Here is a 14038-nt window from a genome sequence, read left to right as displayed (position 1 = left end):
AATATCAGGCCACGCTGGGTCAGTTCTCAGTGGCAATCAACATTGCGGGACGCAGTATTGGCATTCGCCGATCAAACGGGTGGAAGACTGCTTTCGCGCTGGATAGCAGAAAAAGTCGCCTTCCCGTCCACTATGGTGGATCGGATCACGCCAGCCTCAAATGCCCTGACCGCCAAGCTCGCCGTGGAGCTGACGGGGCGAGAAGATCACGCTGCCGTTGAAACCGAACCTTTCAGCCAATGGGTGATTGAGGACAAATTCTGTGCCGGACGACCGGAATGGGAATGTGCTGGCGCCCTCTTTGTCGACAATGTCGCCCCATATGAAAACATGAAACTGCGAATGCTGAACGGGACACACTCGATGCTTGCCTATAGCGGGCAGCTCTCGGATAAAAGCTTTGTCCGAGACGTGATGGCCGACCCGGATCATGCTGTACTCGTCCGTCGTCACCTTGCTGCCGCTGCGGCAACTGTAGAAGGACTGTCCATCGATCTCGACGCCTATGCTGCGGCTCTTGTCGAGCGGTTCGCCAACCCGGCTATAGCCCATTCCACCGCACAGATTGCAATGGATGGGACACAGAAGCTTCCCCAACGCATCACAACCCCGGCCCTGGAAGCTCTGGCATCGGGCAAACCGTACGGACCCTTCGTATTTGCTCTCGCTGCGTGGCTCGCCTATCTGGCTCGAAAGGAGGACGACGGCCACCCGGTTCCATTGAATGACCCCAAAGCGACCGAGCTTCAGACCGGCTTGAAAGATATCAAGACGCCCGAGGAAATAATCCGTGCGGTTGCGTCTGTGTGTCCCGATATCCTTCCCAGTAAGCTAACAAATGGCGTATTCGGTTCAGCGCTGCGTGATACGCTTCACGCAATCCAGTCGGAAGGGATGCCAAAGGTCATCAAACGAGAAGCAGCAGAAGCTTCCTGAGCGTCGAAACAAGCAGAAGACTTTGCTGTCATTTCTCTGAACACAAGAGCCTGAATCATAATGAACGTGACGATATTCGGCTCCAAGCGGCTAACCATGGCTTACTTTGTTTATAGTTCTCGGCGCATTTGGTAATTTTCCCTATCCTAAAATGAAATTCCGACAACGTTATTGCGATCTGATATAATAAGGAGTGCCTGACATTTTTCGGGCACATTTGTTGGTGAACAGCCGCGCTCTCTATCGCCACCATCCGGTGAAGCGTATGGGACGCCAAAAAACAAAGGCTGGAGGCAACATGGTTCAATCAGCAGATGCCGTGCATAAAGCAGCGGCCGGACACATACCCGCATTTATAACACCCCCAGGTCAAACCGATGTACTTTTGAACATCGTCATTATTTTTCTTATCTGCGTAGTATTCTTAACTGGTATTCTCTACCTGAGACTCCATGCTCTCCCCGAACACATCGCTCATCAGACGAACAAGATTCAGATTCAGCTTGTTGCTGTATTGGGCTTGATAGCGCTCTTCACCCACAATCAGCTCTTCTGGATTGCAGCTCTTTTGCTGGCAATGACGGATCTTCCAGACTTCCTGTCGCCGGTAACATCAATGGCAAGGTCTCTGCGTACCATTGCGCGGCGAGGACTTCACCTGACGATTCCGCCATCCGCCCCAACGACAGGCGATGATGTTTCGTCACAGGCTGCATCACCGACGCCGCAAAATGTTGCCGCTTCGACAACCGCACCCGACACCGGATTATCCCTCGATCAGAACAAAGAGGAGCAGAAATAATGTTCGAATTCCTGCTTTGTTCGATGATCACCATACTTCCAGATTATCTTTACCGTCGATTTGGCCAGGGAAAGCGAATTGGACACGAGATCACAATCTATTCCATGTGGTTTGAACTCAGATGGGGGATCACGGCGTGCCTCATCCTCACAATTTCCCTGATTACGATGATATTCTATTACCATCCGTCTACATCTAACGTAACGGCTGCATTTCGAACCGTTACCATCCTTCCGGAAATAGGCGGACGTGTCGATGAGGTATATGTCTCGCGAAACCAGAAGGTGAAAGCCGGCGAGGCGCTCTTCAAGCTCGATGACAGCAAGCAAAAAGCCGCACTGGAAACAGCCCGGAAACGCATTGCAGAAATCGATGCGGAGATGGTTGTCGCCAAAAGCGATCTTGTCGCTGCCGACGCCCGTATCAAGCAAGGTGAGATAGCATTTGTTCAGGCACAGAACGATGTAAACACGCAGCTTGAACTGCAACGCCGCAACCCAAACATCGTCGCCCGCAAGGATATTGAACGTCTCCAGTCGATAGCCGATGGTAAAGGCAGCGAACTGGCAGCCGCAACCGCCAGCAAGCAGACGCTCGAAACCAAAATCACCTCATTGCTTCCAGCGCAGAGGGCCAGCACCGAGGCCGCAGCTGCGCAGGCGGAAGTTGAACTTAATAAAACGATCGTGAAGGCGGGCGTTTCGGGAACCGTTCAACAGTTCACCCTGCGTGCAGGTGAAGTCGTCAATCCGTTGCTTCGCCCTGCTGGCATACTGGTGCCGGAAACAGCAGGCCGAACGGCTCTTATCGCAGGATTCGGACAGATTGAGGCACAAGTCATGAAGCCCGGCATGATTGCTGAAGCTACATGTATCGGAAAGCCGTTCACGATTATCCCTATGGTTGTAACCGAGGTGCAAGACGTTATCGCTGGCGGACAGGTACGGGCCAGCGATCAGTTGGTCGACATCCAGCAATTGGCGAAACCGGGAACAATCACAGTCACTCTGGAGCCTCTCTACGAAGGACAGCTTGCAGGCATACCCCCGGGTAGCAGTTGTGTGGCCAATGCCTACACGAGCAATCACGAGGAACTGCAATCTGGTGAAGCGGGTACGCTGCGGTCGATATTCCTGCATGCCGTCGACGCAACCGCGCTCGTTCATGCCATGATCCTGCGAATACAAGCCGTGATGATGCCAGTGCAGACCCTTGTGCTTTCTGGGCACTAATCTTGCTCTGATCCGCATATGGAGCGGGGGAGCCAATCATGGCTCCCCCGCTTTCCCAGCCCATACATTAGTCTCATTCCAGCGTGACCCTGTTTCACAGGCTCCCTGTATTAAGGCGTCGCACATTAAAGTGAGCAGAACGAGCGAATTTCAAGTAAAAAAACCTAACTACACGACTTGATATGGATCGGTGTCTCCTCCGTCTTTCCAAGTTCAACACATTTTTGTTCCGAACAGAAAGTCCAGCCTCCAGTCGTCTTGCCTGAGGCAGCCAGAACAATTTCACGACGCGGAGGGATGGTTGGGTGATAGATATACCAACCGTCCTTAAGAACGGCATCGGCAGGTGGGTCCATGCCTGCGCCAGAGCCTTTGATGCGAGCTTCTGACAATACCAAGCCCTGGGACGTAACATTCCAGAACTCCTGCCATGGCACTTTCTCAACGCTGTGCGTCCATGAGAGAACAAAGCTCGTGGCGGCGATTTTCAGTACGCCGCCAGCCGTCGCAATGCAGACCGCCATCAACCGGATGACGCGATGACGGAAGGTCGCGATCTCCAGAAATGCCATGCAAGGAAAGCTGCACAGGCAGCAAAACCGAGTTCATCGCTATAGGGATAGGTTGCGAGCATCAGCGCAATAGCGACGAAAGCCCATATGCGTTCCCACATGTTCAACGGCGTTCGAAGATGGCCGATAGCGGCTGCGCCCCAAAGCAGAATACTAAGCAGTGCCTTGATGAACATATAGGCGAATGCAGGCCAGAACCCGAGCGTTTCCGAAAGAGGCCCCCCTTCCTGAAGCATGATGACCGGCTCGTACACCGCCATGAAAGGCACGGCAAAACCCGCAACCGCAATACGTATCGCCTGCATGCCGATCTTCATGCCGGACTCGCGTGCGATTGGCGCTGCCGCAAAAGCCGCAAGCGCAACAGGCGGCGTGAGATCAGCCATGATACCGAAATAGAAGACGAACATGTGCGATACCAGAAGCGGCACTTCCAGGTGAAGGAGTGCTGGGCCAGCGATCGAGGATGTGATGATGTAGTTTGGGATAGTCGGAATGCCCATACCGAGTACCAGACAGGCCAGCATGGTCAGCACCAGCGAGAAGAATAGTGAGTTTTCTCCAACGCTGACAATCACACGAGCGAATGTCGAACCGGCTCCGGTAAGCGCCAGAATGCCAATGATGATGCCAACCAGCGCGCAGGCAACGCCCACGGGCAGCGCATTCTTGGCACCTTCCCCGAGGCTCTGAAGACACAGACCGAGCGTTTCCCGACCACCGCGCACCAGAAAATTTATCATGACCAGCAGCACAACGAGGGCGATGATCAGCGTAATACCGCGCAGGGCATAGCCGAAAATGTTGAAGGTCGTGCCGAAGGCTGCTGCTGACATGACGCCAAGCGCGACCCAGAACAGCACACGCAAAGGCATCGACATCGAGCCGGAAACCGGCACGCCGAGAATGATGAGCGCGGTCAGACTGAGGCCGACAGTGCCTGCAAAAAGTGGCGTATAGCCGGAGAAAAGGAGCCACACCAATGCGACGAGCGGCAGCACCAGAAACCAGCGTTTTCTGATTGCTTCGAGAGCGCTTGGCATTTCGCTTTTATTGAGGCCTTTCATCTTGAGGCGACGCGCCTCGAGATCAACCATCACGAAGACAGTTATGAAGTAGAGAATAGCAGGCACGATTGCCGCTTTGACGATCTCAACATAAGGCAGACCCAGCGTTTCAGCCATGATGAAAGCAACCGCCCCCATGACCGGGGGCATGATCTGGCCACCCATAGACGCAACGGCTTCGACACCACCCGCGAATGCCGGGCGGAAACCGGAGCGCTTCATGAGCGGAATGGTGAAAGCGCCTGTGGTCACAACATTGGCGACACCGGAACCGTTGATCGTTCCCATCAAGGCCGACGAAATCACCGAAACTTTTGCAGGGCCGCCACGCGACGCGCCAACCGTTCCCATGGCAATGTCATTGAAGAGTTGGATCATGCCCGCGCGTTCGAGAAATGCGCCGAACAGGATGAAAAGAAAAATATAGCTCGATGAGACATAAATCGGCGTGCCGTAAATTCCTTCTGTTCCCAGAAAGAGAACTTCGACCACTTGCTCGAAATCATATCCGCGATGGTTGAACGGGTGCGGGAGATATTGTCCGAACAAGCCGTAAGCCAGAAAGATCGCGCAGATGAGAGGTAAGGTCCAACCCATCATCTTTTTTCCCGCCCAGAAGACGAGAGCGACCACGAGAATGCCGATTATGATATCCGGCGTGTTGGGTTCGCCAGCCCGGATCACCAGGTCTTCGTAGAAAACCCAATGATAAAGACTGAGCACGAAAGCAACGATGGCCGCCAGCCAGAAGGCCGCTCGCTTTGCAGCGACTGTGCTCGCATTGGCGTAAAGGCCGAAGAGAAGCAGAAGCAGAAATCCGACATGGACGGAGCGGACCACCTGACTTGGCAGTGGTGAATAAGCGGAAGTCCAAAGCTGGAAAACCGAAAAAGCCACGGCGATGGCAAACAGGACTTTTGCGCCTGTGCCTGTGCCCCAGGCGGGAATATGCTCGGCCGATTCTACGGCGCTGTTCTCGCTCTGCGTCATGAACGAACCTTCATCAGATTGTGCATTTAAAATGAACAGTTAAGGGAGCGATCCGATTAACAAGGATCGGACACCGTCTGTCAGAAAAAGGAAGGAACCCGGGAATGTCACCCGGGTACCAACCGCCGCGCAGGATTGCTGCCAGCCTATTCGATGCCTTTTTCCTTGTAGTAACGCAGAGCACCGGGATGAACCGGAACAGGTGACACGATGGTGCTTTTATCGAGCTTGATTGCCTTTGCGGAAGAATGGGCGGCAGTTAGCTGGTCGAGATTTTCGAATAGCCCCTTGGTCATCTGGTAAACCAGTTCTTCATCCATATCGGGGCGAACGATCAGATAGTTGATCACGGAAGCTGTCACGACATCCTTGTCCTGCCCGCTATAGGTATTCGCCGGGATCGTGTTGACCTGATACGGTGCGCCGATTTTCTCGATAACGTCTGCCGGAACCTCAACCACATTGATGTCCACGGAATTGGCAAGATCGCGCAGCGAGGCGACGCCAAGTCCGGAAGATTGCAAGGTTGCATCCAATTGGCGGTTCTTCATCAGCTCGACGGATTCCGCGAAGGGCAGATATTCGATCTTGCCGAGATCATCATAGGAAAGTCCGGCAGCCCCCAGAATGGTGCGCGCATTGAGTTCGGTTCCCGATTTCGGTGCACCGACGGACAAACGCTTTCCTTTGAGATCAGCCAATGTCTTGATGCCGGATTCCTTGGAGGCGACGATCTGCACATAATTCGGATAGATTGCCGCAAGCGTGCTCAGATTGGTGAGCTTCTTTTTAAAACCAGCTGCTTCATTGCCTTCATAGGCATCGCGCAGGGAATCGCCCAGCGTGAACGCCACTTCACCCCGACCGCTGTTGATGAGATTGATATTCTCAATGGATGCTTTCGTCGCCTGAACCGAGGGACGCACATCAGGAATGCTCGAATAGATTTTTTCCATAGCGACGCCGAGCGGGTAGTAGACGCCACTGGTGCCACCGGTCAGAATATTTACAAACTCCTCGGCTTTCGCTTGCGCAGCACCGAACACAAGCCCCAATGCGGTAGCCAGAGAAACAGTCGTTTTCCGATTAAAGATTTGCATATTTCCTCCTCACTCCAATAGATTTTGCCATGGTGCAGACACCACGACTAAGCGGGAAGTTTTTGCAGATTACTTCCCCCACTGCATTTCATAAGGTCCTCCCACGGAACTGCGAAGACGCTAACGCATTCTGGGGAGAATCCAAAATGTTTTTGACCGTTATTGCCCAGTGAGTTTAATTCACCATGTTTGCTTTGAAGACGACGAGGTTCCGCCACCGTTATGCAGAGCGCACGGCAAAGCCGTGTTTCAACCAAGATCAAAGCCTACTCGTCCGGGGCTAGCAGTTAACTCGCCAGTGAGAGGTCTGTTACTGGTTCAAACCAGGATAGAAGCTGTGCGCTTTCAGGTCTTACCATTTGAGTAAAACGCGCCCGCCAATCATGCCCAAAAAACCCATGATTGCGATGCCGAGCGTATACCAGATTGCAATAAACGGCATCCCGGATTCCGGACAGTGTAGTGAATAGATGAGAACTCCTACTGCGCCAGCAACGATACCGGCGACAAGACCGGTCAGAGCAGGATCGGCCGGAGCAAGTCGCCGCATGGCAGTAAGCAGAAACCCGAGCATGGGAAGAGCTATGAGAACAATCAACCATGGACAGACCAACGCCGTCCGCCCCCATATCAACACCTCTGCTTGTCCGGGCTCGGCGTTCAGCAGCTGGATTGATGCAGCGCCTGCAAGACAAGCCAGAAGTATGGCCAGCGGCAACCAGTGCAATCCCGTGCGAACGGGCCGCGACAAGGTGAATAATGCGGGGATCAGTATCAATAAAAGCAGGACTGCGTAGCCGAATTTCATCCAATAGGCTGTCGTCGTCATCGCCAACAACAAATCGTGACGCACGCCAAGGAAAACCAGCATAATCGCAAGCCCGCCTACAATGCCTCCCGTCGCATAGCGCAAGAAAAGCTGGCGCATTGCGTGAGGGCCAACCGGTTTGACATCTGCTGTCAGCTTGTCGATCAGATCATCGGTCATGCCCTTTGCCTCCAAATCTTTTCGCTATTGTTGCAAGACCGCGGTGGATGGCGACTTTGACCGCGCTCTGACTCAAGCCGGTGTCACGTGCGGCTTCATCTATGGATTGTCCCTCGATTTTTACTTTGCGGATCAAACCTGCCGTGCGTTCGGAAACACTGCTCAACATCCGGTCCACATCCATGCGCGCATCGGCGGCTTCAGCATCATCGGACACAGGAACATCCTCTTCCAGAGGTGTAGCAGTCTCACGCCCGTGACGGCGTAGATGATCGACAAGCTTGTGATGTGCAATTCCATTCACCCAGGGTAGAAACGCCATGCCTCGATCATAGGTTATGCGTCGGGTATGGATCGCCAGCAAAGTCTCCTGAATAAGGTCCTCCGCTTGCGATTTATCGCCGAAAAGACGCCGTAGAAAATAAGGTTTCAGTCGGCGCGACAGATCCTCAAGCAAGGTCCGATAGGCTGCCTTGTCTCCGTCGAGCGCCAGTATCATCAGTTTTTTTCAACCTCTCTTCGTTCGAATAGGTCAGGTTACAACTCCCAATCACCGGCATATTCGTGAAAGAAGCGGAAAAGGTTACATCTTCCAATGAGGTGATCACATCGCCGTGATCGGTGTAACCATTTGCCTCTGCCTGTCGAAACTCCTCCCGTTACGCGCCGCTGGCGCCCAGATGAACAGGAGTATCGTCATGACCATCAAACAGAACATCATCGTCCTTCCGGCGCTCGCCCTGCTTGCCGCTATATCTTTCACGCCGGTTTCTTTCGCGCAAGACGCGATGAAAACCGACACCATGAAGTCTGACACTATGAAGAAGGATTCCATGGGCAAGCATGACGCCATGAAAGGCGATGCCATGCATAGCGATACAAAAAAGAAAATGAAGAAACATGACGACAAAGCGATGAAGAACGATGCCATGAAACAGGACACGATGCAGTCCGACTCCATGAAGAAGCCACAGTAATTGTTCTGGCCCGCCAGTCTTCCCTCACGACTGGCGGGCAAATTACCGGAGCGCAACATCATGAAACAGCTCGTCTATCGCCAGCGTCTGCTGACGCGCCTCACACACTGGATTTGGGCTGCCAGCCTCTTCTTTCTGCTGCTGTCCGGGCTGCAGATATTCAATGCGCACCCCACGCTCTATCTCGGCAACGAATCCGGTTTCGACTATGATAATGCCATTCTGGCAATTTATGCCGTCGATGGCGAAAGCGGCCCTGAAGGTCGTGTCGATATCTTGGGCAAAAGCTTCCAGACAACCGGTTTTCTCGGCGTATCGGGAGCGACAAGCGCCCCCGACTATCAGGCATTTCCCCCAGCGTTGACCATTCCGTCCTATCGCGATCTGGCAACCGGACGTGTGGTTCACTTCTTCTTTGCCTGGGTTCTGGTGGGCACGCTCATGCTATGGTTGGTCGGCAGTGTTCTGAACGGGCATCTGAAGAACGAGTTACTGCCATCTGCATTAGATATAAAGAGCCTGCCCGGCGATATTCTTAACCATCTCAAGTTTCGCTTCCAGCATGGGAAAACATACAATCCTATGCAGAAACTGACCTATTGCATGGTGTTTTTCGGGCTTTTCCCGATGGTTATAATTACGGGGCTGGCCATGTCTCCCGGCATGGATGCCGTACTGCCGCTGACGGAATGGCTCGGCGGACGCCAGACAGCCCGCACTCTTCATTTTGTAGCCGTTTTCCTGCTTTGCGCATTCGTCGTCATTCATATCGTGATGGTGCTTGCGGCAGGTCCGTTCAACGAAATGCGATCGATGATTTCTGGTTGGTATCGCGCCGATCTTCCGAAAAAAGACGAGGACAGGCACCCATGAGCAAGCTGAATCTTTCCAGACGAAAGTTCCTAACTTTTTCCGGAGCCGCAGCCTCTTCCATTATGTTGAGCGGTTGTGATGCTTTCGATTTTGTCGGCAACAACGAAAGCGCTACGCGGCAAGTCCTCGAAAAGGCGAACGATCTGACCTACCTCATTCAACGGCAACTGCAGGGACATAATGCACTTGCAAGGGAGTATGGGGAAAGCGAGCTGCGTCAGGGTCAAAAACCGAATGGTGAAACCAATCCTGCGACGGAAGAATATGAAGCACTTCGCGCAGCCGATTTCTCAGACTATGTTTTGCAGGTAACAGGTCTCGTGGAAAAACCGACAAGTTTTTCGCTGGAGCAACTGCGCAACATGCCAGGGCGCACCCAGATCACCCGCCACGACTGCGTGGAAGGCTGGAGTACAATCGCCAAATGGACAGGCGTCCCCTTGAGCCAGATTCTCGATGTGACACGCCCCACGCCATCCGCGCGCTTTGTCGTCTTCCACTGCTTCGATAGGGTAGACGGCGCGAAAGGAGCAGCGTCATTTTACGGCAGCATAGATCTCATCGACGCCCGTCATCCGCAGACTATTTTGGCATATGGTCTCAATGATCGTGTCCTGCCGGTAGAAAACGGAGCTCCGCTTCGTCTGCGCGTAGAGAGACAACTCGGATACAAGATGAGCAAATACATCAAGTCGATTGAGCTTGTCTCAAGCTTTGCGGCCATTCAGGGTGGGAAAGGTGGTTACTGGGAGGACTATGGCTATGACTGGTATGGTGGAATATGAGCCTTTGAAATGCCCGGCTCCGGTGCTGGTTAAACGCTGATATTCCGAGTGGAATAAGCACTTTCCGCACTGGAACAAAGCGACCACTATTTATTTTGGATCTTCGTGACCGGATTATCAGCCCCCAAAGCACGCTTCACCGCTGCACGCGCCGACGCCAGATCCGGCATGACCCAGTTCGGCTCGCTACCAAGAAACTTATCGAGAAATGCTATCGCATAACCCGGCATTTCCGAGACGTTTTCCTTGTAAGACCACCATGTCCGCAGCTCATCAGCACACTGATCGATATCCGGAACAGTACCGAATTCCTGCTCCTGCACAGCAGCAATCGCGCAGATACAGTAGTTTGTGTAGAGAAAACCTTCTGGCCAGAAGCTGACGATTTCGTAAAGACGCGCGGCATCGTCTGCAGCGTGCTTTGGCGGCGAAACGACCTTCGCAGGTGACAAGCGGATCAGCTCTCGCAACACAAGGCCCGCAGCAAAGGTGATGAAATCCTTACGATCCACCTTGGCGAAACGCTTGTTCTGATCAACGAGCTCTACCCAGTTCAGGAAGGCTTCTGTGAGCTTCTTTTCATCAATCTCATATTCGACGCCATAAAGCTCATGCAGCAGACTGGCATGCTTGCGGAACGTCGCCCTGAACCAACGCAGCTGGCGCAACCGATGACGCAAATCAGGCATCGATGCCATTTGTTCTCTGAGTAGCAAATCCATGTTGCGAGCGGCCTCCCGTTTACAAACGACATTATGCGAAACCGATTGCAATGTCAGTCGTCATTCGTCTTCATTCGTTGACAAAATTATACATATTGACATTCAAGAAGACAAATGTTCTCTATTTGCTGAAGGACGAACTCGGAAAATATCCTATTTGTCCTTCGTGGGAGGAGAACAAAATGGCTATCTGGCAATGGGCTTTGCTGGCGCTCGCCTTGCTTTGGGGCTTTCAGTCTCTGGGCGTTTGGTTTCAGATGCGCCACTATTCCGATGTGATGAAAGGTATCACCTCGAAATATTCTGACGGCTTTGTCGGCGCGGGCCATGTGCGAGGCCGCTTCGGCAGAGGCGTCATTGTTTTGCTCGTCGTAGATCGCAATTTGGTGGTGCGCCGCTTCCTGCAAATGAGCGGTCGGACGGTTTTTGCAAAATTCAGCCGCCGCGAAGGCTTTGAGGGAATGCGCCTCAGCGAGTTGCAGGACAATCCTACAATTGGAGAAGGAACGCCTGAAGTGGTGGCTGCTACCAAGCAGGCGATAGAGCAGATCAGTCGCATAAGAGATCAATCCGATGGGATCGAACTCGAAGGTCTGAAGGCAGTGGGAGCATAGGAGTTGCTTGCCTGAAACAAGCAATCGAGGAGGAGCAATGTCGATAGTGACGATGTTGGCACAACATGCTGACGTAACAATGCAATCTATACATATGGCCGGCAGCATGATTTCCGATGCGGCCCTGCATGGCAAACATGCCGCAGAGCACGCGGGAAATGATCTTCTGCAGCTTGCACAAGCAACAACCACCGCGCCAGCCGATGCCGGCAGCGGCGGAATTACCGTTGATCAGTTCAAGGAACGCCTTCAGAACGTCCAGCAGGAAGAACAGCTTGGCTGGCTTGCTTCAATCGGCAAGCACTTCATTGGCGTCTTCCAGAAGGGCGGCGAAGTTTTTGCCGGGTTTGTAACGGGTATTATCCCAACGCTCGTCGTGCTGATGACCGCCTTCTATGCCGTAACCGAACTGGTCGGTGAAAAGCGCGTCCATGGCATTGCCCGCAGCGCCGGACGTATCGCGCTCACCCGCTATACCGTTCTGCCGGTTCTTTCGGTGTTCTTCCTGACCAACCCGATGGCCTACACATTCGGTTCGTTTCTGGACGAGAAATACAAGCCCGCCTTCTATGACGCGGCTGTCTCCTATGTTCATCCGCCACTGGGCCTCTTCCCGCATATCAATCCAGGCGAATACTTTGTCTGGGGCGGCGTGCTCGTCGCACTTCTCGAACTTGAGAAGAAGGGCGCAGTTCCAACGGGTTATCACATCAACGTCGCCATCTGGTACGCCATCGTTGGTCTCGTCGTGATCCTCCTTAAAGGCATGCTCACAGAACGCATCACCGCCATCATGGCGCGGCGTCAAGGCATTGAGCTTTAAGCGGGAATTGGGGAGGACGACATGGTAAAGACCTATAAGGCAGTTAAAATTTCCCGCGGCTCAAATGGCTGGGGCGGTCCGCTTGTCATTCAGCCGACAGAGCAACGCAACAAGGTGGTTTCGGTCACTGGCGGCGGCATTCATCCGCTTGCACGCCGGATCGCTGAACTGACCGGAGCAGAGGCCGTTGACGGCTTCCGCTCACCACCAATCGAAAGCGAAATGGCAGTTGTGGTTGTCGATTGTGGCGGCACTGCCCGTTGCGGCGTCTATCCGCGCAAGCGCATTCCAACGGTAAACATCACACCGGTTGGACAATCCGGGCCACTGGCGCAGTTCATCACCGAGGACATTTACGTGTCAGGTGTGAAGCCGGAAGACATCGTTTCTGCTGATGGCTCGGCCGCCGCTGCCCCTGCAGTTGCCGCAGTTGAAGAAGAGCCTGCGCCGGTAGAACAGCCGAGCGAAGGCGGCTTGGTCGGACTGATCAGCAGTATCGGCCGTGTCATGGGCCGTGTGGTTGGTATCTTCTTCCAGGCGGGTCGCCGCACAATCGACCAGGTTATCCGTAACGTTTTGCCATTCATGGCATTCGTGACCATGCTGATCGGTCTGATCCTCTATACAGGCATTGGCGATATTCTTGCCCAGCCGCTTGGACCGCTAGCCAATAATATTGTCGGCTTGCTCGTGCTTTCCGCCATCTGCGGCTTGCCGTTCCTGTCGCCGATTCTCGGACCAGGTGCAGTTATCGCGCAGGTCGTCGGCGTGGCGATCATAGGACCGCAGATCGCCAACGGCACCATCGCTCCGGCTATGGCCCTGCCTGCGCTCTTTGCCTACAACACGCAGGTCGGTTGTGACTTCGTGCCGGTTGGTCTGGCGCTCGGGGAAGCGAAACCCAAGACAATCGAAATTGGTGTTCCGGCAGTTCTGATCAGCCGTCAGATCATGGGGCCACTTTCGGTCCTAATCGCATGGGTTGTCAGCCTCGCAGTGCTTTAAGACGTTCAGCCTGTCGCAGCAAAAGCGGCGGCAGGCAATCTCCCAAACATATGCAATAGCGATGCTCTTCGTCGATTTTCCCGAGTATCGAAGACCATACCAAGAAAGGACCGCCTCTATGTCGATACATCTGAAAACGCGGATCACCGCAATCGGCCCGGAAGTTGCGGATCTCGCTGAAGGCGGTGTTCTCATTCTTTTTGCGGATGGATCGCCACCCGAACTCGCTGAAGTTTCCGTAATGCATGTTGTGGAAGAAGGCCCTGAAGCGGCCGCACCTGCTGTCGGAGCCCGCATCACCATCGGCTCACTCAACGCAGAAATCACTGCTGTCGGTGATAGCGCCTGGCAAAAAGTACGCGAAATCGGCCACGTCGTTATTTCGTTTACGGGCGCACAATCGACAGATCGTCCAGGCGAAATTTGCGCTACTGAAATCGTCGGCGAAGAGCTTGTCGCTGCTCTCAAAGAAGGGCAGATTATCACCATCGGCGGCTGAATCTGACCATCATTGGATTTAGAATTGCGTGTTAAAACAGATAATTGAAACAA

The 14038-nt window shown here is 53.6% G+C and carries 16 protein-coding genes; 10 read left to right on the top strand and 6 right to left on the bottom strand.

Features of this window, described 5'->3' with window-relative positions; all coding sequences use genetic code 11:
* The 3 genes from CES86_RS23405 to CES86_RS23395 form a co-directional block, all read left to right on the top strand.
* On the top strand, nt 1–936 hold a 936-nt coding region (locus CES86_RS23405), incomplete at its 5' end, for a mannitol dehydrogenase family protein (protein WP_456263968.1).
* 298 nt (nt 937–1234) lie between these two features.
* Nucleotides 1235–1738, top strand: a complete 504-nt coding sequence (locus CES86_RS23400; RefSeq protein WP_235820014.1) for a hypothetical protein — start codon at nt 1235–1237, stop codon at nt 1736–1738.
* A complete protein-coding gene (locus CES86_RS23395) occupies nt 1738–2970 on the top strand; it encodes an HlyD family secretion protein (RefSeq protein WP_010659278.1) in 1233 nt (410 codons plus the stop codon). The genes CES86_RS23400 and CES86_RS23395 overlap by 1 nt, the downstream gene beginning before the upstream one ends.
* A gap of 164 nt (nt 2971–3134) precedes the next feature.
* On the opposite strand, the gene CES86_RS23390 is transcribed toward CES86_RS23395, so the two are convergent.
* From CES86_RS23390 to CES86_RS23370, 5 genes are all read right to left on the bottom strand, one after another.
* Entirely contained in the window at nt 3135–3494 is a 360-nt protein-coding gene (locus CES86_RS23390) for a DUF1850 domain-containing protein (protein ID WP_094515540.1), read from the bottom strand.
* Nucleotides 3494–5599, bottom strand: coding sequence for a TRAP transporter permease (locus CES86_RS23385; protein WP_094515539.1), 2106 nt, complete (start codon nt 5597–5599; stop codon nt 3494–3496). The genes CES86_RS23390 and CES86_RS23385 overlap by 1 nt, the downstream gene beginning before the upstream one ends.
* 146 nt (nt 5600–5745) lie before the next feature.
* On the bottom strand, nt 5746–6699 hold the full coding sequence (locus CES86_RS23380) for a TAXI family TRAP transporter solute-binding subunit (protein ID WP_010659281.1): 954 nt from the start codon (nt 6697–6699) through the stop codon (nt 5746–5748).
* Between the two features lie 352 nt (nt 6700–7051).
* On the bottom strand, nt 7052–7687 hold the full coding sequence (locus CES86_RS23375; protein WP_010659282.1) for an NrsF family protein: 636 nt from the start codon (nt 7685–7687) through the stop codon (nt 7052–7054).
* Nucleotides 7677–8186 carry a sigma-70 family RNA polymerase sigma factor gene (locus CES86_RS23370; RefSeq protein WP_040128595.1) on the bottom strand — a complete coding sequence of 170 codons (510 nt, stop codon included), beginning with the start codon at nt 8184–8186 and terminating at the stop codon, nt 7677–7679. Before CES86_RS23370 ends, CES86_RS23375 begins: the two co-directional genes overlap by 11 nt.
* 199 nt (nt 8187–8385) lie before the next feature.
* On the opposite strand from CES86_RS23370, the gene CES86_RS23365 reads away from it, so the two are divergent.
* From CES86_RS23365 to CES86_RS23355, 3 genes are read left to right on the top strand one after another with little or no spacing between them, the layout of a single operon-like run.
* Nucleotides 8386–8664 (top strand): pentapeptide MXKDX repeat protein, encoded by a 279-nt coding sequence (locus CES86_RS23365; protein WP_012093432.1) that lies wholly within the window; start codon nt 8386–8388, stop codon nt 8662–8664.
* Nucleotides 8665–8724: 60 nt separating this feature from the next.
* Nucleotides 8725–9537, top strand: a complete 813-nt coding sequence (locus tag CES86_RS23360) for a cytochrome b/b6 domain-containing protein (RefSeq protein WP_094515538.1) — start codon at nt 8725–8727, stop codon at nt 9535–9537.
* Nucleotides 9534–10322: a molybdopterin-binding protein gene (locus tag CES86_RS23355; protein WP_094515537.1), complete on the top strand. Its 789-nt coding sequence runs from the start codon at nt 9534–9536 to the stop codon at nt 10320–10322. The genes CES86_RS23360 and CES86_RS23355 overlap by 4 nt, the downstream gene beginning before the upstream one ends.
* Nucleotides 10323–10408: 86 nt before the next feature.
* Here the strand turns inward: CES86_RS23355 and CES86_RS23350 are convergent, their stop codons facing one another.
* The gene (locus CES86_RS23350) at nt 10409–11044 is read right to left on the bottom strand and encodes a hypothetical protein (RefSeq protein ID WP_094515536.1); all 636 of its coding nucleotides are present in this window, start codon (nt 11042–11044) and stop codon (nt 10409–10411) included.
* 182 nt (nt 11045–11226) lie between these two features.
* On the opposite strand from CES86_RS23350, the gene CES86_RS23345 reads away from it, so the two are divergent.
* The 4 genes from CES86_RS23345 (at nt 11227) to CES86_RS23330 (ending at nt 13985) form a co-directional block, all read left to right on the top strand.
* A complete protein-coding gene (locus tag CES86_RS23345; protein WP_094515535.1) occupies nt 11227–11658 on the top strand; it encodes a transcriptional regulator GutM in 432 nt (143 codons plus the stop codon).
* 37 nt (nt 11659–11695) lie between these two features.
* Nucleotides 11696–12481 (top strand): PTS glucitol/sorbitol transporter subunit IIC, encoded by a 786-nt coding sequence (srlA, locus tag CES86_RS23340; protein WP_084094417.1) that lies wholly within the window; start codon nt 11696–11698, stop codon nt 12479–12481.
* 21 nt (nt 12482–12502) lie between these two features.
* Nucleotides 12503–13486, top strand: a complete 984-nt coding sequence (srlE, locus tag CES86_RS23335; RefSeq protein WP_029926448.1) for a PTS glucitol/sorbitol transporter subunit IIB — start codon at nt 12503–12505, stop codon at nt 13484–13486.
* Between the two features lie 118 nt (nt 13487–13604).
* Nucleotides 13605–13985, top strand: coding sequence for a PTS glucitol/sorbitol transporter subunit IIA (locus CES86_RS23330; protein WP_010659291.1), 381 nt, complete (start codon nt 13605–13607; stop codon nt 13983–13985).
* Nucleotides 13986–14038: the final 53 nt, after the last annotated feature.

It is taken from the genome of Brucella lupini, assembly GCF_002252535.1.
Taxonomy (GTDB): domain Bacteria; phylum Pseudomonadota; class Alphaproteobacteria; order Rhizobiales; family Rhizobiaceae; genus Brucella; species Brucella anthropi.
The sequence above is the reverse complement of the archived record's forward strand: the minus strand, read 5'-3'. Positions and strand labels throughout refer to the sequence as shown.

Excerpts from the sequence above, each read along its gene's own strand:
- CES86_RS23330 (WP_010659291.1), top strand. The coding sequence starts at position 13,605 with ATGTCGATACATCTGAAAACGCGGATCACCGCAATCGGCCCGGAAGTT.
- CES86_RS23395 (WP_010659278.1), top strand. The coding sequence starts at position 1,738 with ATGTTCGAATTCCTGCTTTGTTCGATGATCACCATACTTCCAGATTAT.
- CES86_RS23375 (WP_010659282.1), bottom strand. The coding sequence starts at position 7,687 with ATGACCGATGATCTGATCGACAAGCTGACAGCAGATGTCAAACCGGTT.
- CES86_RS23400 (WP_235820014.1), top strand. The coding sequence starts at position 1,235 with ATGGTTCAATCAGCAGATGCCGTGCATAAAGCAGCGGCCGGACACATA.
- CES86_RS23390 (WP_094515540.1), bottom strand. The coding sequence starts at position 3,494 with ATGGCGGTCTGCATTGCGACGGCTGGCGGCGTACTGAAAATCGCCGCC.
- CES86_RS23360 (WP_094515538.1), top strand. The coding sequence starts at position 8,725 with ATGAAACAGCTCGTCTATCGCCAGCGTCTGCTGACGCGCCTCACACAC.
- CES86_RS23370 (WP_040128595.1), bottom strand. The coding sequence starts at position 8,186 with ATGATACTGGCGCTCGACGGAGACAAGGCAGCCTATCGGACCTTGCTT.
- srlE (WP_029926448.1), top strand. The coding sequence starts at position 12,503 with ATGGTAAAGACCTATAAGGCAGTTAAAATTTCCCGCGGCTCAAATGGC.
- CES86_RS23345 (WP_094515535.1), top strand. The coding sequence starts at position 11,227 with ATGGCTATCTGGCAATGGGCTTTGCTGGCGCTCGCCTTGCTTTGGGGC.
- CES86_RS23380 (WP_010659281.1), bottom strand. The coding sequence starts at position 6,699 with ATGCAAATCTTTAATCGGAAAACGACTGTTTCTCTGGCTACCGCATTG.
- CES86_RS23385 (WP_094515539.1), bottom strand. The coding sequence starts at position 5,599 with ATGACGCAGAGCGAGAACAGCGCCGTAGAATCGGCCGAGCATATTCCC.
- srlA (WP_084094417.1), top strand. The coding sequence starts at position 11,696 with ATGTCGATAGTGACGATGTTGGCACAACATGCTGACGTAACAATGCAA.
- CES86_RS23365 (WP_012093432.1), top strand. The coding sequence starts at position 8,386 with ATGACCATCAAACAGAACATCATCGTCCTTCCGGCGCTCGCCCTGCTT.
- CES86_RS23355 (WP_094515537.1), top strand. The coding sequence starts at position 9,534 with ATGAGCAAGCTGAATCTTTCCAGACGAAAGTTCCTAACTTTTTCCGGA.
- CES86_RS23350 (WP_094515536.1), bottom strand. The coding sequence starts at position 11,044 with ATGGATTTGCTACTCAGAGAACAAATGGCATCGATGCCTGATTTGCGT.